Below are 20095 nucleotides of genomic sequence, written 5' to 3'. Positions count from 1 at the left end.
TTTTAGCCTTTTGTCAACAATTTGAGATAGACGTGTATACGTCTATCTTTTTTAGGTGCTTTCATGTATCATAACGACAACGAAAGGGGTTTTGCGAAATGGGAAAAAGCAAAGCAAAGAAAAAGAGAGAACACCTTCAAAGGCAGCACAGTCGAAATCCAGAACAATCGAGAGGAAATATACCGCATTTTAGTACACACGAAAGAAAGACAAAAACAAAGCAAGAAGCCTTGCAGCATATGATGAAAAAACATAAAGGTAGGAATGCTTATGATCGCTATGAACAGGATCATAAGCATTTTTATTTTGCTTTTTTGTGACAAGTAGATCAAATAATTGGAAAAATTTTAAAAAATAGGACAAACGGTCGTTTCTTTTTGTCTAAAAATGTAGTTAAATGACAAAAAGAAATGAAAGGGAGAGTGGGTATCGTGAAGGTCAAATCATTTGGAGCAGGGCTTTGTATGGCAAGTATGCTGCTGGCATCGATGACATTCGGCGCATCAGATGTATCTGCAAAGGATCAAGCAAAAAAAGAGTATATGATCGGTTTTTCTTCTTCCGTTCAAGACAAAACACAAAAACAGCTTGTTGAAAAAGCTGGCGGTCATGTGAAAGAATCAATAGATAAAATAGATATGATGAAAGTTTCGTTGAACGAAGCATCAAAAGAAAAACTACATCAAGCAAAAGAAGTTACTTTTATTGAGGAAGACCAAAAAGCAAAAACAAGCGGTCAAAGCGTCCCTTATGGTATCAAAAGCATTAAAGCACAAAAGGTACATAAACGAGGATATGCCGGACAGAATGTCAAAGTAGCTGTTCTTGACAGTGGAATCGACGGCAAGCATGAAGATTTACATGTAACTGGTGGTGTCAGCTTTGTTCCAACAGAGTCCGATCCGCTCGTTGACCCGCATGAACACGGAACCCACGTTGCAGGCACGATCGCAGCATTAGATAATAAGGTAGGCGTCGTTGGTGTGGCACCAAAAGCTTCGATCTATGCGGTGAAAGTGGCAGATGAAAATGGTGACGGCTACTATAGCTGGATCATTAAAGGCATTGAATGGGCGATTGAGAATGAGATGGATGTCATCAATATTAGTATGGGGGGAGCAAGTGAATCGGAGGCGCTGAAAGAAGCGGTCGATCGAGCATATGACAACGGGATTCTCATTGTCGCATCTGCAGGAAATGCTGGGAGCTACGGGTCACTTAATACGATAGATTACCCGGCCAAATACAGCTCTGTCATGGCAGTCGCATCTGTGGATCAACGAAAGCAAAGAGCCTTTGATTCCTCTGTTGGGGAAGAGGTGGAAGTATCAGCACCAGGTGTTTCAACATTAAGTACCATTCCTCATAACGAATATGGATATAAGAGTGGAACGTCTATGGCATCACCTCATGTAGCTGGTGCTGCGGCAGTCATTCTATCAAAACATCCGAATCTGACAAATGATGAATTGCGTGAAAGGCTGACAAAAACGGCCACAAAACTTGGCGAACCTTTTTATTATGGAGCTGGGCTTGTGAACGTACAAAAAGCTGCACGATAAAGGAAACGAGAAAGCAGTGTACAGTTGCTTTCTCGTTTTTCTTTTCATAAAACTGTCATGTTTCGTCTGCTCTCTCATAGAATCTAGTAACCTTTACTATTTGGGAGGAAGGCGCATGCGGAAAAAGTCTTGGAAAGAACATCTTCTTCAGCACGTGAAAGATCATTTATCAATTTATTTGTTTGTTTCTGTACTATTTTTAATGGGCGTCATTTTTGGAGCCATTATCGTCAATAGTATGACAATGAGTCAGAAAGAGGATTTATTCTACTATTTAAATCAATTTTTTGGTCAACTGACGAATGAGAAAGCAGCAGAATCAAAAGAAATGTTTTTGCAAAGCTTTTTGCATCATATGAAATATTTGGGCCTCATGTGGATACTCGGAATTTCCATCATTGGCCTGCCGCTTATTTTTCTGATGATCTTTTTAAAAGGGATTGTAGTTGGGTTTACTGTCGGTTTTTTGGTCAATCAAATGGGGCTTAGCGGTTTTTTTCTATCTTTTGTCTCGGTGCTTCCTCAAAATATCTTGCTCATTCCTGCGTATTTAGTGATCGGAACTTGTGCGATTGCGTTCTCCATTCGTTTAATTGGTCAGCTTTTTATGAAAAAAACCATCAGTCAAGCGCCAATCCATTGGTTTGGCCGGTATGCTTCTGTTCTACTGATGATTTTAACCCTCGCTGCTCTTTCGTCCTTTTTTGAATCATACTTATCATTTATGCTGATGAAAAAGCTGGCAGGTGTTCTGTTTTGATGATTTTGTAATCGTTATTAAATAATAATCAATTTATTTATCAATTTAAAATGATTATAGTTGGCTCTCTGCACATCATTTGATATAATGATCAAGTAATGTGGCGTAGGAGGGAAAGTCAATGGAAAATCGGATTGATCGAATTAAGAAACAGCTTCATTCTTCCAGCTATAAGCTCACGCCACAGCGTGAAGCAACAGTAAGAGTACTGCTTGAGAATGAAGAAGACCATTTAAGTGCAGAAGATGTATACCTCCTCGTAAAAGAGAAGTCTCCTGAAATTGGTCTTGCTACTGTTTATCGGACGTTAGAATTGCTTACTGAACTGAAAGTTGTTGATAAAATTAACTTTGGAGACGGCGTTTCGCGATATGATCTTCGCAAAGAAGGAGCCGCTCACTTCCATCACCATCTTGTCTGTATGGAATGCGGAACAGTCGATGAGATAGAAGATGATTTATTAGAAGATGTTGAAGAAATTATTGAACGCGACTGGAAATTTAAAATTAAGGATCATAGATTGACATTCCACGGTATTTGCCACCGGTGTCATGATGATGAATCCGGCAAATAATCCGAATTGGAACCTTTTCATTCAAAATGAAAAGGTTTTTTGCATGTTCGCTGTATATTCCTTGTCCCACCTGGCATATGCTGAAGTAATGAGAACACGAGAAAGGACATGAAGAACATGCGAAAATGGCTCAAAACAACAGGTGAAGTAATGAAAGTATTTATCTTGTTCACTGGTTTTACCGTCCTGTTCTATTATGCTATGATATGGATAAATTCAGAATATGAAAGCTATCATCGTTATGATAAACCAGAAGGTGCAGCGATAAAAGTGATGGAAATGGATCAGCCGAAACAAGACAGGTGGCAGGATCGATTGATTTATTTTTATCAAAACGGGGAGTAGAAACCATTGAAGGATCAATTATCCGACTTTATTCATTTTATGACAGTAGAGAGAGGACTCTCTGAAAATACCATTGTCTCTTATAAAAGAGATTTACAGAACTATTTGTCTTTTTTAATGACGCATGAACAATTGACAGATGTAAAAGACGTCACACGCCTTCATATTATTCATTATTTAAAACAGTTAAAAGACGAGGGGAAATCGAGTAAAACGTCCGTCCGTCATCTATCATCGATACGCTCCTTTCATCAATTTTTGCTCCGTGAAAAAGTGACAACAGATGACCCGTCATGGAACATTGAATCACAAAAAACAGAGCGGAAATTACCGAAAGTTCTATCATTAGATGAGGTAGAAAAGCTGCTCGATACACCTAAGCAGCAAACACCATTTGACTACCGTGACAAAGCCATGCTCGAACTTTTATATGCAACAGGTATTCGCGTAAGTGAAATGCTTGATCTGACTCTTGCAGATGTGCATCTGACCATGGGGTTTATCCGCTGTTTTGGAAAAGGAAGAAAAGAGCGAATCGTGCCTATTGGTGAAGCTGCTGCAAGTGCGATTGAAGTGTATATAGAAAAAGGCAGAAACAAGCTGCTCAAAAAACAGCCGGCCGATGCTTTATTTCTGAATCATCACGGAAAAAAAATGTCGCGGCAGGGCTTTTGGAAGAACTTAAAGAAACGAGCCATAGAAGCAGGTATTCAAAAAGAACTGACGCCTCATACGCTCAGACATTCATTTGCGACACATTTGCTTGAAAACGGTGCGGATCTTAGAGCCGTACAGGAAATGCTCGGACATGCCGATATTTCTACTACACAAATTTACACACATGTCACAAAAACAAGATTAAAAGACGTGTATCACAAATTCCATCCAAGGGCATAAGTAAAGCATGGCACGGTGAACGTGTATCATGCTTTTTTATGTTTGGACCGTTTATGGTTGTCAATTGACTTGAAAACGGTTTATACTTGAGATGTCTGACCTCTCCAGTTGTGAAAGGTGAAAGGACAAGAATATTGAAGGAGGCGCTTTTTTATGCCTGATTATCAGTATAAACGTATTTTCCTCATTGTGATGGATTCAGTAGGGATCGGGGAAGCACCTGATGCTGCTGATTTTAATGATGTAGGTGCAGATACACTTGGACATATTGCTGAAAAAATGAACGGGCTTCATATGCCGAATATGGCGAAGCTTGGGCTAAGTCATATTAAAGAAATTAAAGGAATTCCAGCGGACGAAAAACCGCTTGCGTATTATGGGAAAATGCAAGAAGCATCCAACGGTAAAGACACAATGACAGGGCATTGGGAAATCATGGGTCTGTACATCGACACACCATTTAAAGTCTTTCCAGACGGCTTTCCAGATGAACTGTTAAATGAATTAAAAGAAAAAACAGGGCGCGACACCATTGGAAATAAACCAGCGTCTGGTACAGAAATTCTAGATGAGCTTGGCGAAGAGCACATGAAAACAGGCGATTTAATCGTTTATACTTCAGCAGATTCTGTGCTGCAAATTGCTGCACACGAAGAAGTTGTGCCATTAGACGAACTTTACCGCATTTGCGAAATCGCACGTGAACTGACTTTAGATGAAAAATATATGGTAGGGCGCATCATCGCTCGTCCATTTGTCGGAGAGCCGGGGGCATTTGTTAGAACACCAAATCGTCATGACTATGCATTAAAACCATTCGACCGTACCGTCATGAATGAATTGAAAGATGATGGACTTGATGTCATTGCGATCGGAAAAATCTCTGATATTTATGATGGTGAAGGAATCACCTCTTCACTCAGAACGAAATCCAACATGGATGGAATGGACAAGCTAGTGGAGACGCTGAAAACAGACTTTACTGGGCTGAGCTTCTTAAATCTTGTCGACTTTGATGCGCTTTATGGACATAGAAGAGATCCAGAAGGCTACGGTAAGGCACTAGAGGAATTTGACGCACGTCTACCTGAAGTGTTTGATCTATTAAAAGAGGATGATCTGCTTGTGATCACAGCAGATCACGGAAATGACCCGGTTCATCACGGAACAGATCATACAAGAGAATACGTTCCGCTTATTGCTTACAGCAAAAAGCATCAAGAAGCGAATGAGCTGCCAACAGCGAAAACATTTGCTGATCTTGGGGCAACGGTAGCAGATAATTTTAAATCAACGCTGCCAAAATACGGAACAAGCTTTTTATCTAAACTCAAATAGGGGGAAATCACGTGGGAGCACAGTTTTCAGAAGCGGCGGCATATATTAAACAAGCATCGACATATGTACCAACAGTTGGGTTGATTTTAGGTTCAGGTCTTGGCATTTTAGCCGATGAGATTGAAAATCCAATCAAATTGAAATATGAAGATATTCCTGGATTCCCTGTTTCAACAGTAGAAGGGCATGCAGGCCAGCTCGTCATTGGAACGCTGAAAGGCACGGTCGTTTGTGCCATGCAAGGACGTTTCCATTACTATGAAGGGTATGATATGAAGCAGGTGACATTTCCTGTCCGTGTGATGAAAGAAATCGGCATTGAAACATGTATTGTGACAAATGCAGCGGGCGGTGTGAATACGTCCTTCCATCCTGGCGATCTTATGTTGATTACAGATCATATCAATATGATGGGAACCAATCCGTTAATTGGACCAAACGACAGTCAAGGGGTTCGTTTCCCTGATATGTCTGCACCGTATGATAAAGATTTGTTGGCACTTGCAGAGAAAACGGCTAAACATTTAGGCATATCTGTGCAGCAAGGGGTTTATGCAGGAATGACAGGCCCTTCATATGAAACACCGGCAGAGGTTCGTTTCCTCAGAACGCTTGGCGCTGATGCAGTCGGTATGTCGACTGTGCCAGAAGTGATTGTGGCACGTCATGCAGGCATAAAAGTACTTGGTATTTCATGCATCTCTAATGCGGCTTCAGGTATTTTAGATCAGCCGCTTTCTCATGATGAAGTGATCGAAGTGACGGAAAAAGTGAAAGCAAGTTTCCTTGATTTAGTGAAAGAAGTTGTCAAACAACTCTCATAGATCGTGTGAAAAAGCCTTCTGTTCATAAACAGAGGGCTTTTTTTTATGGCAATCAAACGATCTCTGAATAAAACAGCCTTTATGAGGAAAAAATAGAAAGGATTACGATAATGGAGGTCTGCCACTTGAAACGTCATATATGTGCATTGTTTACTTTAATGATCCTTATCTCAATGGTTTCACCATCAGCGATGGCAAAAGAAAAGATTGAAAAGCCAGGAAAAAAACAAACATCAGAATTGGCGCATGAAGCCAAATCAGCGATTTTAATGGAACGTGACACGGGAAAAGTGCTTTACAACAAAAACAGTGATGAAAAACTTGCCCCTGCAAGTATGACCAAAATCATGACGATGCTTCTCATCATGGAAGCGATGGATCAAGGGAAATTAAAAATGACTGATAAAGTAAGAACGAGCGATCACGCAGCATCTATGGGAGGCTCACAAATTTTCCTTGAACCGGGAGAAGAAATGACGGTTAAAGACATGCTAAAAGGCATTGCGATTGCGTCAGGAAACGATGCTTCAGTTGCCATGGCAGAACATATTGCTGGATCTGAAGAACAGTTTGTTGAGCAAATGAACAAAAAGGCAAAAGAGCTTGGGCTCACCTCAACGGTCTTTCAAAATCCAACAGGGCTTCCTGAAAAAGATCATTACAGCACGGCTCATGATATGGCAAAAATGGCGAAAGAGCTGTTGAAATATGAAGAGATCACCAAGTTCACAGGTGTATACGAAGATTATCTTCGTCAGAACACGGATAAAAAATTCTGGCTTGTGAATACAAACCGTCTCATTAAATTTTATCCAGGTGTGGATGGGGTGAAAACAGGGTTTACAGGCGAGGCGAAATACTGTCTAACTGCATCCGCTAAAAAAGGGAACATGCGCGTGATTGCTGTTGTATTCGGCGCAAGTACACCAAAAGACAGAAATGCTCAAGTCGTCAAAATGCTGGATTACGCCTTTAGTCAATATACAACGCATCCTCTGTACAAGCGTGGTCAAGATGTAGCAGAGATCAAAGTGAGCAAAGGGAAAAAGAAAAAAATTCAGCTTGTCACGTCTGAACCGATTTCTCTTCTAACGAAAAAAGGCGAAAATGTCGATCAGATCAAAAAAGAAATTAAATTAACTCAAGATGTCACAGCCCCATTTTCAAAAGGAACGAAACTTGGCACCATCATCTTGAAAAAAGATGGAAAAGTGCTTCATGAAAGTCCTGTTGAAGCGAAAGAAGATATGGAAAAAGCCGGTGTTTGGACGTTCTTCAAACGGGCTATGGCCGAATTTGTTAAATGGAAGTAAAAGGTGAAAGACTGCTGCAACTGGCAGTCTTTTTTGCTATGAACGAAAAGAACATCTAAATGTGACGAATGATCACTAGTTTTGTCATGGTGAAGGATTTGCATGTGAAGAAAGAGAAACATTCTTTATCCGAAAATAGAGCAAGGAGGAAGAAAAGATGAGCCTTGGTATTGATTTTCAAATAAAAGAGAGCGTACTTTGCATTCGGTTGACAGGGGAGCTTGATCATCACTCCGCAGAGACATTGAGACAAAAGGTGACGAATTATTTGGAAACAGAGGACATTCGCCACATCGTGCTGAATTTAGCTGATTTATCGTTTATGGACAGCTCTGGGCTCGGAGTGATTTTAGGAAGATACAAAGAAATTAAACAACTTGGCGGTGAAATGGTCGTCTGTGCGATCTCGCCAGCGGTGAACCGTTTATTTGATATGTCCGGCTTGTTTAAAATTATTCGTATGGAGCCTTCAGAGCAAACTGCGCTGCAAACATTGGGGGTGGCATCATGACAAATGAAATGAATCTGACTTTTTCTGCTTTAAGTCAAAACGAATCCTTTGCGAGAGTAACGGTGGCAGCATTCATCGCTCAGCTCGATCCAACATTAGATGAGCTAACAGAAATCAAAACCGTTGTATCAGAGGCGGTCACGAACTCGATCATTCACGGGTATGACGGGAATCCAGACGGCAAGGTGCACATTAGCGTTACGCTGGATGACCATATTGTGTATCTGACGATTCGAGACGAAGGTATGGGCATTTCAGATCTTGAGGAAGCAAGGCAGCCGCTTTTTACGACGAAACCAGACTTAGAGCGCTCCGGGATGGGCTTTACGATCATGGAGAACTTTATGGATGATGTCATGGTGGACTCATCTCCAGAAATGGGCACAACGATCCGCTTAACAAAGCATCTATCAAAAAGCAAAGCGCTTTGTAATTAAGGAGCTGCTCATATGGATGTGGAGGTAAAAAAGCAAGCAAAAAAAGCACAGCTGTCTAATGATGAAGTGAAACAGCTCATCAAAAAAAGCCAAGACGGAGATCAACAAGCAAGAGACCTCCTCGTAGAAAAAAACATGCGTCTTGTTTGGTCCGTTGTTCAGCGCTTTTTAAATAGAGGATATGAACCAGATGATCTGTTCCAAATAGGCTGTATTGGCCTGCTGAAATCTGTTGATAAATTTGATTTGTCTTATGATGTGAAGTTTTCGACGTATGCCGTTCCAATGATCATTGGTGAAATTCAGCGTTTCATTCGTGATGATGGAACCGTCAAAGTCAGCAGGTCTTTAAAGGAACTTGGAAATAAAATCAGGCGGGCAAGGGACGAATTGTCTAAATCTCATGGCAGAATGCCGACTGTTCAGGAAATCGCTGAATATCTGGACATCACACCTGAGGATGTTGTCCTTGCTCAAGAAGCGGTCCGCTCACCATCATCTATTCATGAAACCGTGTATGAAAATGACGGCGATCCGATTACGTTGCTCGATCAAATTGCCGATCATTCAGAAGAAAGATGGTTTGATAAAATTGCGCTAAAAGAGGCGATTAAAGAATTAGAAGAGCGTGAGAAACTGATTGTCTATTTAAGGTATTATAAAGACCAAACACAATCAGAAGTAGCAGAAAGACTCGGAATTTCCCAAGTGCAAGTCTCACGGCTTGAAAAGAAAATTTTAAAACAAATTCAAATGCAAATGGATCAAAAGGACAGCTAGCCAATTCGGCTGGCTTTTTTTGTGTGGTAATTACCGGTAAATCAAGTTCTTTCAGTATGAGAACCATTTTTCACCACATACTATTTTTAACCCATCGTATAGGAAGTGACTTGGATGGACGGACAAATCTTTATTCGGCTGCGCCATCGGATTAAGACTGGTAATGATCAGCTTATTTATTTAGAGGATATCGCCCAAATCACTGGAGATGACAGTGCTGTGCAAAAGCTGAGCAAAATGCCGATATACCATGTCAGCAAAAAGGATCGTCACATCGTTGTGTTAGATATCATGCATGTGGTCAAAACGATCAAAAAAACATGGCCTGACATTGACATTCAAACAGTCGGAGGCTCAGAAGCCATTGTTGAAATAGACACAGGCAAACGCCAGCTGTCCCCCGTATTATTCGTGTTTGTATGGCTCCTCTTATTTGTCGGAGCGGCCCTTGCCATCATGAATTTCCATGAGGATGTTAGTATGCGACTTGTTCATATCCGCCTTTACGAGATGATTACTGGAAACACGGTTGAGCATCCGTATTTATTACAAATTCCATATAGCTTTGGACTCGGTTTTGGCATGATTTTATTTTTCAATCATGTGTTTAAAAAGCGTTTAAACGAAGAGCCAAGCCCGCTTGAAGTGGAAATGTTTAAATATCAGCTCGATCTTGATCATTATGTCGCACTCAATGAAAACAAAGAAACATTGAAAGATATCCATGATCGGTAAATGGCTTTTTGTGGTGCTTGTTGGGCTCGGCGGCGGTTTAACGGTAGGGGCAGGATTTGTGGCGTTTCTTACAGTGCTTGGTATTATCCCTCGATTAATGCAATTAACGAAAACGCAGCGTTTTATTCAAGGATATGAGGCTGCCGTGATAAGTGGAGCGGTCGTTGGCGGCTGGGCTACTTTAAGTCAAGTCCATTTGCATTTATCCAAATGGCTGGCGCTACCGATCGGTCTTTTATCTGGCATTTTTGTCGGCATGCTTGCTGCCGCACTCACTGAAGTGTTAAATGTACTTCCTATCTTAACGAAAAGAATTGGAATGGACGGCAAAATTGTGCTGCTGCTCATGGCCATCGTCTTAGGAAAGGTGTTTGGCTCGCTATTTCATTGGCTTATTTATATTTAAAAATGTGGAGGGAACAACACGTGTCAAGTTTAAAAGAGAACTATCCATCTAAAGTGAAAACGTATCAGCCGAAACCTCCTTATGTACTGAACTGCATCAAGGCTTTTCTTGTCGGCGGTTTGATTTGTGCGATAGGCGAGGGATTGCAAAATTTCTATATTACTTTTTTTGATTTTAATGAGAAGACAGCAGGGAATCCAACGGTGGCGACCCTTATTTTAATTTCTTCTATTTTAACTGGTATTGGTATTTACGATAAAATCGGCCAGTTTGCTGGAGCGGGATCAGCTGTCCCGGTGACAGGATTTGCAAACAGCATGACAAGTGCGGCTCTTGAGCATAAAAGTGAAGGGCTTGTGTTAGGTGTAGCGACCAACATGTTTAAACTGGCTGGGAACGTCATTGTGTTTGGTGTCGTCTCGGCATATGTCGTAGGGATTATTCGATACGTCTTGGAAAAGATGTTTTCGTAGGAGGAATAAAACGTGAAACTAACAGGTAAGCAATCTTGGGTATTTGAACACAAGCTTTATGTGAATGCGGAAGGAACAGCTGCAGGACCGAAAGAAAAAGAAGGCCCAATCGGTCATCTCATTGATAAAACCTATGATGAAATGCACTGTTATCAAAAGAACTGGGAAATGGCTGAAAGGCAGCTCATGGATGATGCCATATCAATGGCCTTATCAAAAGCGAATTTGCAAAAAAGTGATATTGACCTTTTGCTGGCAGGAGATTTACTGAACCAAAACGTGACAGCCAACTATGTGGCAAGAGAACTCAAAATCCCGTTTCTTTGTTTATTTGGTGCCTGCTCCACATCTATGGAATCAGTCGCCATTGCCTCAGCGTTAATAGATGGTGGGTTTGCCAATAGAGCACTTGCTGCGACAAGCAGTCACAATGCGACGGCAGAGCGGCAATTCCGTAATCCAACAGAATATGGCGGGCAAAAACCAGATACAGCCACAAGTACAGTGACAGGGAGCGGTGCTGTCGTCATCAGCCAAGAACCTTCCCAAATTCAAATTACAAGTGCCACTGTCGGACGGGTGATGGATCTTGGGATTACAGATCCATTCGATATGGGTTCGGCTATGGCGCCTGCAGCGGCAGACACAATCAAACAACATTTAGAAGACTTAGGAAGAACAGTAGATGATTATGATCTCATCCTAACAGGAGATCTATCTGGAATTGGATCGCCTATTTTAAAGGATCTTCTGAAAGAAGATGGCATTCAGCTTGGACGGAAGCATGATGATTGCGGATTAATCATATACACACCTGATCAAAATGTATTCGCTGGAGGCAGCGGCTGTGCCTGCTCAGCTGTCGTGACATTCAGTCACATCTTTCAAGAAATGAAAGCAGGGAATTTGCAAAGAGTATTGGTTGTAGCAACCGGGGCGCTTCTCAGCCCAATGATGGTTCAGCAAAAAGAGACCATTCCAACCATTGCGCACGGAGTTGTATTTGAGCGTGCAGGAGGAGAAAGCTAATGGATTATTTGATTGCTTTTGTTGCAGGCGGACTGATTTGCGTAATCGGCCAGCTTTTACTTGATGTACTGAAACTCACACCGGCACATGTCATGACGACCTTTGTTGTGGCGGGGACGATTTTAGACGGGTTTGGTATTTATGATAAATTTATTGAATTTGCAGGAGCGGGTGCTACCGTCCCTATCGTAAGCTTTGGTCATAGCTTGCTTCATGGGGCGATGCATCAGGCCGATGTCCACGGATTTATTGGAATCGGAATTGGGATTTTTGAGTTAACCTCTGCTGGAATATCAGCTGCGATTTTATTTTCATTTATCATTGCACTTATCTTTAAACCGAAAGGATAACCTAATATGGGGCAAAGACGCAAAGTCATTTTAGTGACAGACGGAGATATATATGCTGCCAAAACGATTGAGCTTGTCGCAAAGAAAGTCGGCGGAAGATGTATTTCCAGCTCAAAAGGGAATCCGAGCAAACGAACAGGACCAGAACTGGTCCAGATGATTTTAAAAACGCCGTATGACCCAGTGTTTGTCATGTTTGATGATTCTGGCCTAACAGGTGAAGGAACAGGGGAGACGGCTATGAAGCACGTAGCACGTCACCCTGAAATTGAAGTGATTGGTGCCATTGCAGTGGCATCTAAAACCCATCAAGCGGAATGGACAAAGGTACATGTCTCCATTGACCGGGAAGGTGAACTGACAGAATACGGTGTTGACAAACATGGACTTCCAGAAATGGAGCCACACAAAATGAGTGGAGATACAGTGTATTGTCTCGATTCACTACAGCTTCCGATTGTTGTCGGCATTGGAGATATTGGCAAGATGGGACGGAAAGATGATCTAAGCAAAGGGTCCCCCATCACAATGAAGGCAGTCGAATTAATTTTAGAAAGGAGCGGTTTCCATGAAGAAAGACAAGGTGCACGTGTACCGAGATCCGAAGAAAAATGAAGATTTTTTCAAAGACAATGTCGGGATGGGTCTCAGCTTTGACCTTGGCGTTCGGAAAATTTATGTCCATGATCAGGAAATCCAGCTTTACTATGTAAATGGATTATGTGATACACAATATGTGATCTATTTATTAAAAGAACTGATTGAAATCAATGACAACGAACCTGAATCAGATGATCTTGCACGTGTGGTAGAAAACCGTCTTGTCAATCAGCAAGTCTCAAAAGTTGAAACACTTGATGAAGCAGTGGATCAAGTGTTGTCTGGACTTGTGGCAGTCGTTGTCGAAGGTGAAAATTACGCATTTATTATTGACGTCAGGAGCTACCCTGGCAGAATGCCGGAGGAACCGGATACAGAAAAGGTTGTCAGAGGTGCAAGAGACGGCTTTGTTGAAAACATCATTGTGAACACAGCACTCATTCGCAGAAGAGTGCGGGATGAAAAACTGCGATACAAAATGCTTAAAGTAGGCGAGCGTTCTAAAGCAGACGTTTGTGTTTGTTATATTGAAGACATAGCTGACCCTGATCTTGTTGATATTATCGAAAAAGAAGTGTCTGGGATTAAAGTTGACGGACTGACGATGTCTGATAAAACAATAGAAGAATTTATCATTAAGCAAGGATATAATCCCTTCCCGCTTGTGCGATACACCGAGCGCCCAGATGTAGCCGCTAACCATATATTAGAAGGGCATGTCATCATCATTACGGATACATCTCCTAGTGTCATCATTACACCAACCACTATTTTTCATCACGTTCAACATGCTGAAGAATACCGCCAGGCGCCAGCAGTTGGGACTTTTTTAAGATGGGTGCGTTTTTTAGGCATCTTATGTTCTACTTTTCTTTTGCCGATCTGGTTTCTTTTTATTCTAGAACCGAATCTTCTGCCAGACAATCTAAGCTATATTGGATTTAACAAACCCTCCCATATCCCTGTTATTCTCCAAGTATTCCTTGCTGATTTTGGGGTGGAATTTTTACGAATGGCGGCCATCCATACGCCGACCGCCTTGTCGACTGCTATGGGTTTGATTGCAGCCGTCTTAATTGGACAAATTGCAATTGATGTCGGTTTATTTACACCAGAGGTCATATTATACGTCTCGCTAGCAGCCATCGGCACATTCACCACTCCAAGTTATGAACTGAGTGTCGCTAATAAAATCATCCGACTGATCATATTAGCACTAGTAGCGATCTTTAAGCTGAATGGATTAATCATCGGTTTTACGCTGTTACTTATTTATTTAACATCCATTCGTTCCTTACAGACGCCTTATATGTGGCCGTTCATTCCTTTTAATGGAAAGGCTTTGTGGCAAGTGCTCATTCGGACGTCTGTTCCTGGCTCAAAAGTAAGGCCAAGCATCGTTCACCCTCAGAACAGATCAAAAATTCCGCCAAATTCTTAACGCTCGTTGAAAGTGGCTGAAGATTGTGATATTGTATTTTTAACTTTGAGAAACGGCAAAAGGCAGCTTGTGCAGCTGTCTTTTTTCAGCCGAGGCGGAGAAAGAGGGAATGACATTGTATTTACACGGCACTTGCAGACAAAATGAACTCGGACATTTAGAAATTGGTGGTGTTGATGCCGTTTCTTTAGCTGAAACGTATGGGACACCACTTTATGTATATGATGTGGCTTTAATACGGGAGCGTGCAAAAAGCTTTCAGAAAGCATTTATTGAAGAAGAACTAAAGGCTCAGGTGGCATATGCGAGTAAGGCTTTTTCTTCTATTGCCATGTTCCAGCTGGCAAAAGAAGAAGGCTTATCACTTGATGTCGTTTCAGGCGGGGAGCTGCACACAGCCATTTGTGCCGGGTTTCCAGTAGAAAAAATTCATTTCCATGGTAACAACAAAAGCAGAGAAGAATTAAAGATGGCATTAGCGCATGGAATCGGCTGTATTGTTGTTGATAATTTCTATGAAATCAATCTCATTGAACAGCTTGGGCAAGAGCTGTCAAAACAGGTGAAAGTACTCCTCCGCATCACGCCGGGCGTTGAAGCACATACGCATGACTATATTACAACAGGTCAAGAAGATTCAAAATTCGGTTTTGATCTTCATAATGGACAAGCAGACGAAGCGGTCAAACAAGTACTTGAATCAGAAGTGATCGAGCTTTTAGGTGTCCACTGCCATATCGGCTCTCAAATCTTTGATACAGCTGGTTTTGTCCTTGCGGCAGATAAAATTTTCTTGAAGCTGGATGAATGGAGAGAATCATTTGGATTTATTTCCACAGTGTTGAACTTAGGCGGAGGCTTTGGCATCCGTTATACAGAAGAGGACGAACCACTTCCAGCAACTGAATACGTGGAGAAAATTATTCAAGCGGTGAAAGAAAATGTAGCCCGCTATGAGTTTAAGATGCCTGAAATTTGGATTGAGCCAGGCCGCTCACTTGTTGGAGATGCGGGAACCACTCTTTATACGATTGGTTCATCAAAACATGTACCTGGCATTCGCGATTATGTAGCCATTGACGGCGGAATGAGTGATAACATTCGACCTGCTTTATATCAAGCAAAATATGAAGCAGCAAGCGCCAATAAAATGAGTCAAACGCATGATCAAACTGTGTCCATTGCAGGAAAATGCTGTGAAAGTGGAGATATGCTCATTTGGGATATTGATCTGCCAGAGTTATCACAGGGAGACTTGTTAGCTGTCTTTTGTACAGGAGCTTATGGCTACAGCATGTCAAACAACTATAACCGCATCCCGCGCCCGGCTGTAGTATTTGTAGAAGATGGGGAAGCGCAGCTTGTCGTTGAGCGTGAGACATATGAGGACATTGTCAAATTGGATTTACCTTATCAATCAAAAGTGAAATCATCGACTTAAAAAAAGCTGCCTGATCATCAGGCAGCTTTTTCTATGACATTTATTTTCCACCAGTAAATACAGAGACGATCGCGTTCCAAATAGAGACAAAGAAATCCCAAATCTTCTGTAGAAGGTTTTTCCCTTCATCTGATTCTATGAATTTTGTAATCTTGTCTTTTGCTTTATCAATTTGAGATCCGACTTGTTTCCAATCGATATTGATATTTTTCATCTTATCAAAGAGAGAGACAAGTTGATCTTTTTGGTCTTGCGTTAGATTTAAGTTCAAATCAGAAGCGGCTTGATCTACTTTTTCTTCCACTTCTTTTGTTGTTTTAGGAACTCCATTTTTGGCAATGTCATCTTTGATTTTTGCAATCAGGGCAGAAGCATTGTCTTTTCCAATAGAGTCTCCCAGTTTAGATGTTGTTACAAGTTCTTCGTTTGCCACCTGTTTCACATCTTCGGGAATGGCTTTGTCGCTTGACACTTCATAGGCTTTTAATAGACCTGTCAGTGCTGCTGTACCAGATACTTCAAACGGCGCCGTCACGACAACCTTTGCATCTTTCACGCCTGCGGTCATTAAAGCATTTAAATACATCTCATCTGTAATGGTCTTAATGTTATGTGTATCCACGGTCAGACCCGCACCTGATTTTTCAATGGTGATGGATGAAGATGATAATGCTCTCGTCCCGATAGAAGAACGAGGGATATACTTTCCTAAATATTCGTGCTCTTCTTTATTGGTTACTTCAATTTTTGTCGCATTTTCAGGTGGATTCAACTCGTCAAGCACCTTCTGACGATCAGCCGGTGTTAAGTCTTGCCCGAGTGTGACGATGACATCGCCGACAGCTGCATCCGCTAAGCTGACTTTTGGCGCACCAATCAGTAAAAGGAGCGCTGCCATCATACCAAGCATTGTTTTTTTAAACATGTTGACCTCCTTCAAGTCGAAAGCGTTTCTCGATGGTGAGAAACTCATCTTTTGAGTACATGATTTGAATCGTACTCCATCATATAGACGTAACAAATCAGTCTGACGTTTCAATTTTCTTTTAAAGATGTTTGAAACCTCCAATATGATGAAGTGATTTGCTCAGTCTGTGATCATTTCCTTAGGAGAAAAGGATCAAGCTCTTTTATTTTATCAATGATGGCAAAAGAGGTAAATCACATTCGACAAGCAGGGGATGTTTAACATCACCGAAAATGTGCTATAATGAGCGTTGTTTAACCTGAAAGGAGAATGTGAAAAATGGCGAAAAAAGGATACATACAATTAACGAATGGAAAGAAAATTGAGTTTGAACTTTACCCAGAGGCTGCTCCAGGTACAGTAGCAAACTTTGAAAAATTAGCGAATGAAGGCTTCTACGATGGATTGAAATTCCACCGCGTGATCCCAGGGTTCGTAAGCCAAGGCGGCGATCCAAACGGTAATGGAACTGGAGGACCTGGTTACACAATTAAATGTGAAACAGAAGGAAACCCTCATCAGCACGAGAGAGGTTCATTATCAATGGCACACGCTGGTAAAGACACTGGCGGCAGCCAATTCTTTATCGTACATGACCCACAGCCGCACTTAAACGGTGTTCACACTGTTTTTGGCAAAGTAACATCTGGTATCGAAGCTGTTCTTGATATGGAACAAGGACAAGGCATGGAAAAAGTCGAAGTGATCGATGCTTAATCCAAAACACCGCTTAATTGCGGTGTTTTTTTATTTTACATCTGATGTTCCTGTGATCTGTGCCGTGAAGCGGTAGGTGATCATCCAATATAAAAGGGCTAAGGCGCTGATAGAGGCTCCAAATAAACATACCCCATTCCAGCCAGCGTTTGCGTATATGTTAGTTGATACAATAGAACCGAGCGCACTGCCGAGGGAATAAAAAATCATATAAGCAGCAGTCAGCCGGCTTCTCGCCTCAGGCCGGACCATGAAAATCATACTTTGATTGGTCACATGAACGGCCTGCACAGATAGGTCAAGAATGACTATACCAACGATTAATAAAATGAGGGAATATTCAGTGAAAAAGATAAAACACCATGAAAAGAGTAATAGGACAAGGGCGATGCATGTTGTTAACTGTCCTAAGCCTCGATCAGCAAGGCTTCCAGCTCGAGCGGCACCTAATGCTCCGGCAACTCCAGCAAGGCCAAATGCACCAATTGCCGTATGTGACAGATTGTATGGCGTAGTGCTGAGAGGCAGCACAAGTGAAGTCCACAGCGTGCCAAACACAACAAAGATCAGAAAACCCAGTACGCCACGAATACGTAGAATTCGTTCTTGTCTGAACAATATAAACATTGAAGCGAGCAAGTTCACATAGGATATGGAGGCTCTCTTGCTGTCAGCACGCGGAAGATACCGGTACAACACGCCAGTTATGATCAGCATCATCACGCCGGAAACGAGATAGACTGATCTCCAGCCGGCGAGATCGGTTAGTACACCAGCAAACGTTCGTGCGAGAAGAATACCAATCACAATTCCACTTTGAACCAAGCCCACTATGCGGCCACGTTCTTCAGGAGCGGCCCATGTCGCTGCGAATGCTACGAGTACCTGAGTGACTACAGCGAGCAGTCCCACCGCAGCTAGTCCTATGAACAGGACGGTGGCGGTAGGGGCGATACCGACTAGAATGAGAGATAACACGGATACTAGCATTTGAGCTACGATGAGCCGCCGTTGGTTGAACAGATCACCAAGTGGTACGATCAGTAGCAGTCCTAGCGCATAACAAAGCTGAGTAATCGTAATGACCATACCAACGGATGAATAGCTGATACCAAACTCGGATGCGAGGGAGTCTAATAATGGCTGCGCAAAGTATATGTTTGCAACTGCCATCCCTGAGGCTGTCGAAAACAGTAGAGCCATATTGCGAGTCATCGTTGATCGGGTGTTTATTTGTAAATGAGTCGTTTCCAGATCAGAATGTTCAACGGCAGTCATTTTTTCTTTTTTCATGCATGTCATCAGCTCCTTTTGTACTAAAAAGTATAATATACTGATTGGTATAAAATGATTCCTGTTAAGGATAACCAGAGAAACGTTTTAAAGTCAAGATGATGTAGTGAAGATCTTGAGAGGGGCAGTCGATTTGACAATGATACGTCAATAAAATAAAATGATAATGTACCGATGAGTAAAAAATCCTTATAAGAAATAGATGATTGATTTAGTGAAGAGATTTTTATGATAGAAATGAGGGTTGATAATGGTTCGACAACGGGAATTTGATGAGAAAAAAGCGTTGGATGAGGCCTTGTTGCTTTTTTGGGAGAAGGGGTACAGGGCGACTACATTAAGCGACTTAACTGCAAAAATGGGAATACAGCGGCCAAGCTTATACTCAGCGTTCGGTGATAAAGAGGAATTGTTTGAAGCGGCATTACGCAAATATACAACTCAGCATGCTGCCCACATTCGAACAAAACTTCAAAACAATCTATCTGCAAAGGAAGCATTTCATACATTATTTGCTGAATTAGTAGAAGAGGAATATGGACATGGGCCGAGTAAAGGGTGCTTCTGCATCAATACAATAGTCGAGCTTGCCCCCCACGAAGAGAAATTTGAAATTCTCACAAGAGAGCATCAGATGTATCTTTCGGTCATTTTTGAAGAAAAAATTGTACAAGGTATTCGCTCGGGTGAGCTCGAAAGCAGTCTGAATGCCAAAGCCTTAGCACAGGCGCTGGTTGTTTCTTTTATTGGACTTACAGTCCTCATGAAATCTCGCCCAGAGCGTTCGTTTGTAGATCATTCTGTAGCGACGATCCTATCCATATTGAAATAAATAGTCTATATAAAGAAAGCGTATTTTGATCAATTGATTAAAACACGCTTTTTCTTTTAGGGTGTTATGGACACGTTTTTGTGATATGATAAGAGAACAAACATTCGTATTTGTGAGTGTCACCATATGTAGCTCTAAAAATAAGTGAAAGTGCACATCTAAAAAGCGTGTGATCATGCTGTAAGAAAGCAGGAGATACTTTGAAACCATTAACAAAAGAAGAAAAAAATCAGATGATGATTGCCATTCAGCGTTACTTTGCTGAAGAACGAGAAGAGGAGATTGGTGAATTAGCAGCCATCAATATATTAGAATTTATCACAAAACATCTTGGAAGCTACTATTATAATCAAGGGGTTCGTGAGAGCCGAAATATCGCTGTTCAAAGATCTCAATTGTTAGAGGAAGATCTATTCGCATTAGAGAAAAGAATATAATCAAAAAGCTCGTCTTTCTTGTTCACCCTGCTA

The 20095-nt window shown here is 41.6% G+C and carries 25 protein-coding genes; 23 read left to right on the top strand and 2 right to left on the bottom strand.

What is annotated here, in order from left to right:
• The first annotated feature begins 98 nt into the window (after positions 1-98).
• From NSQ52_RS10920 to lysA, 20 genes are all read left to right on the top strand, one after another.
• Positions 99-320 carry a hypothetical protein gene (locus NSQ52_RS10920; protein ID WP_024718937.1) on the top strand — a complete coding sequence of 74 codons (222 nt, stop codon included), beginning with the start codon at positions 99-101 and terminating at the stop codon, positions 318-320.
• 111 nt (positions 321-431) lie between these two features.
• Positions 432-1562, top strand: a complete 1131-nt coding sequence (locus NSQ52_RS10915; RefSeq protein WP_024718936.1) for a S8 family peptidase — start codon at positions 432-434, stop codon at positions 1560-1562.
• 115 nt (positions 1563-1677) lie between these two features.
• Positions 1678-2322, top strand: a complete 645-nt coding sequence (gene spoIIM / locus NSQ52_RS10910; protein ID WP_017367532.1) for a stage II sporulation protein M — start codon at positions 1678-1680, stop codon at positions 2320-2322.
• A gap of 121 nt (positions 2323-2443) precedes the next feature.
• Positions 2444-2896, top strand: a complete 453-nt coding sequence (fur, locus tag NSQ52_RS10905) for a ferric iron uptake transcriptional regulator (RefSeq protein WP_003215577.1) — start codon at positions 2444-2446, stop codon at positions 2894-2896.
• A gap of 117 nt (positions 2897-3013) precedes the next feature.
• On the top strand, positions 3014-3241 hold the full coding sequence (locus NSQ52_RS10900) for a YqzK family protein (RefSeq protein WP_024718934.1): 228 nt from the start codon (positions 3014-3016) through the stop codon (positions 3239-3241).
• Between the two features lie 6 nt (positions 3242-3247).
• Positions 3248-4138: a site-specific tyrosine recombinase XerD gene (gene xerD / locus NSQ52_RS10895; RefSeq protein WP_007501057.1), complete on the top strand. Its 891-nt coding sequence runs from the start codon at positions 3248-3250 to the stop codon at positions 4136-4138.
• Between the two features lie 153 nt (positions 4139-4291).
• Positions 4292-5476, top strand: coding sequence for a phosphopentomutase (gene deoB, locus NSQ52_RS10890; protein WP_342473330.1), 1185 nt, complete (start codon positions 4292-4294; stop codon positions 5474-5476).
• 11 nt (positions 5477-5487) lie between these two features.
• Positions 5488-6300: a purine-nucleoside phosphorylase gene (locus tag NSQ52_RS10885; RefSeq protein WP_019743098.1), complete on the top strand. Its 813-nt coding sequence runs from the start codon at positions 5488-5490 to the stop codon at positions 6298-6300.
• Positions 6301-6410: 110 nt separating this feature from the next.
• Complete coding sequence (locus NSQ52_RS10880) at positions 6411-7613, top strand: D-alanyl-D-alanine carboxypeptidase family protein (RefSeq protein ID WP_342473329.1); 1203 nt, start codon at positions 6411-6413, stop codon at positions 7611-7613.
• A gap of 157 nt (positions 7614-7770) precedes the next feature.
• Positions 7771-8124 (top strand): anti-sigma F factor antagonist, encoded by a 354-nt coding sequence (spoIIAA, locus tag NSQ52_RS10875; RefSeq protein ID WP_008344431.1) that lies wholly within the window; start codon positions 7771-7773, stop codon positions 8122-8124.
• Positions 8121-8561, top strand: coding sequence for an anti-sigma F factor (gene spoIIAB, locus NSQ52_RS10870; RefSeq protein WP_007501052.1), 441 nt, complete (start codon positions 8121-8123; stop codon positions 8559-8561). The genes spoIIAA and spoIIAB overlap by 4 nt, the downstream gene beginning before the upstream one ends.
• A gap of 12 nt (positions 8562-8573) precedes the next feature.
• Positions 8574-9341, top strand: coding sequence for an RNA polymerase sporulation sigma factor SigF (sigF, locus tag NSQ52_RS10865; protein WP_007501051.1), 768 nt, complete (start codon positions 8574-8576; stop codon positions 9339-9341).
• 114 nt (positions 9342-9455) lie between these two features.
• The gene (locus NSQ52_RS10860) at positions 9456-10076 is read left to right on the top strand and encodes a stage V sporulation protein AA (RefSeq protein ID WP_024718931.1); all 621 of its coding nucleotides are present in this window, start codon (positions 9456-9458) and stop codon (positions 10074-10076) included.
• Positions 10066-10482, top strand: coding sequence for a stage V sporulation protein AB (locus NSQ52_RS10855; RefSeq protein WP_007501049.1), 417 nt, complete (start codon positions 10066-10068; stop codon positions 10480-10482). Before NSQ52_RS10860 ends, NSQ52_RS10855 begins: the two co-directional genes overlap by 11 nt.
• A 20-nt stretch (positions 10483-10502) precedes the next feature.
• Positions 10503-10955, top strand: coding sequence for a stage V sporulation protein AC (gene spoVAC, locus NSQ52_RS10850; RefSeq protein WP_024718929.1), 453 nt, complete (start codon positions 10503-10505; stop codon positions 10953-10955).
• Positions 10956-10967: 12 nt separating this feature from the next.
• Positions 10968-11984 (top strand): stage V sporulation protein AD, encoded by a 1017-nt coding sequence (spoVAD, locus tag NSQ52_RS10845; protein WP_024718928.1) that lies wholly within the window; start codon positions 10968-10970, stop codon positions 11982-11984.
• Entirely contained in the window at positions 11984-12334 is a 351-nt protein-coding gene (spoVAE, locus tag NSQ52_RS10840) for a stage V sporulation protein AE (protein ID WP_007501045.1), read from the top strand. Before spoVAD ends, spoVAE begins: the two co-directional genes overlap by 1 nt.
• 6 nt (positions 12335-12340) lie before the next feature.
• Positions 12341-12949 carry a stage V sporulation protein AE gene (locus tag NSQ52_RS10835; protein ID WP_007501044.1) on the top strand — a complete coding sequence of 203 codons (609 nt, stop codon included), beginning with the start codon at positions 12341-12343 and terminating at the stop codon, positions 12947-12949.
• Entirely contained in the window at positions 12903-14375 is a 1473-nt protein-coding gene (locus NSQ52_RS10830) for a spore germination protein (RefSeq protein WP_007501043.1), read from the top strand. The genes NSQ52_RS10835 and NSQ52_RS10830 overlap by 47 nt, the downstream gene beginning before the upstream one ends.
• Before the next feature lie 115 nt (positions 14376-14490).
• A complete protein-coding gene (gene lysA / locus NSQ52_RS10825) occupies positions 14491-15816 on the top strand; it encodes a diaminopimelate decarboxylase (RefSeq protein ID WP_024718927.1) in 1326 nt (441 codons plus the stop codon).
• Between the two features lie 40 nt (positions 15817-15856).
• Here the strand turns inward: lysA and NSQ52_RS10820 are convergent, their stop codons facing one another.
• On the bottom strand, positions 15857-16741 hold the full coding sequence (locus tag NSQ52_RS10820; RefSeq protein ID WP_277687675.1) for a DUF1002 domain-containing protein: 885 nt from the start codon (positions 16739-16741) through the stop codon (positions 15857-15859).
• Positions 16742-17062: 321 nt separating this feature from the next.
• Here NSQ52_RS10820 and NSQ52_RS10815 point away from each other — a divergent pair, with 321 nt between their 5' ends.
• A complete protein-coding gene (locus NSQ52_RS10815) occupies positions 17063-17500 on the top strand; it encodes a peptidylprolyl isomerase (RefSeq protein WP_007501040.1) in 438 nt (145 codons plus the stop codon).
• A gap of 30 nt (positions 17501-17530) precedes the next feature.
• On the opposite strand, the gene NSQ52_RS10810 is transcribed toward NSQ52_RS10815, so the two are convergent.
• Entirely contained in the window at positions 17531-18793 is a 1263-nt protein-coding gene (locus NSQ52_RS10810) for an MFS transporter (RefSeq protein ID WP_342474111.1), read from the bottom strand.
• Between the two features lie 250 nt (positions 18794-19043).
• On the opposite strand from NSQ52_RS10810, the gene NSQ52_RS10805 reads away from it, so the two are divergent.
• A complete protein-coding gene (locus tag NSQ52_RS10805; protein ID WP_342473328.1) occupies positions 19044-19625 on the top strand; it encodes a TetR/AcrR family transcriptional regulator in 582 nt (193 codons plus the stop codon).
• A 200-nt stretch (positions 19626-19825) separates the two neighbouring features.
• A complete protein-coding gene (locus NSQ52_RS10800) occupies positions 19826-20062 on the top strand; it encodes a DUF2164 family protein (RefSeq protein WP_342473326.1) in 237 nt (78 codons plus the stop codon).
• The last annotated feature ends 33 nt before the right edge of the window (positions 20063-20095 follow it).

The organism is Bacillus sp. FSL W8-1141 (genome assembly GCF_038593205.1).
Taxonomy (GTDB): domain Bacteria; phylum Bacillota; class Bacilli; order Bacillales; family Bacillaceae; genus Bacillus; species Bacillus altitudinis.
The sequence above is the reverse complement of the archived record's forward strand: the minus strand, read 5'-3'. Positions and strand labels throughout refer to the sequence as shown.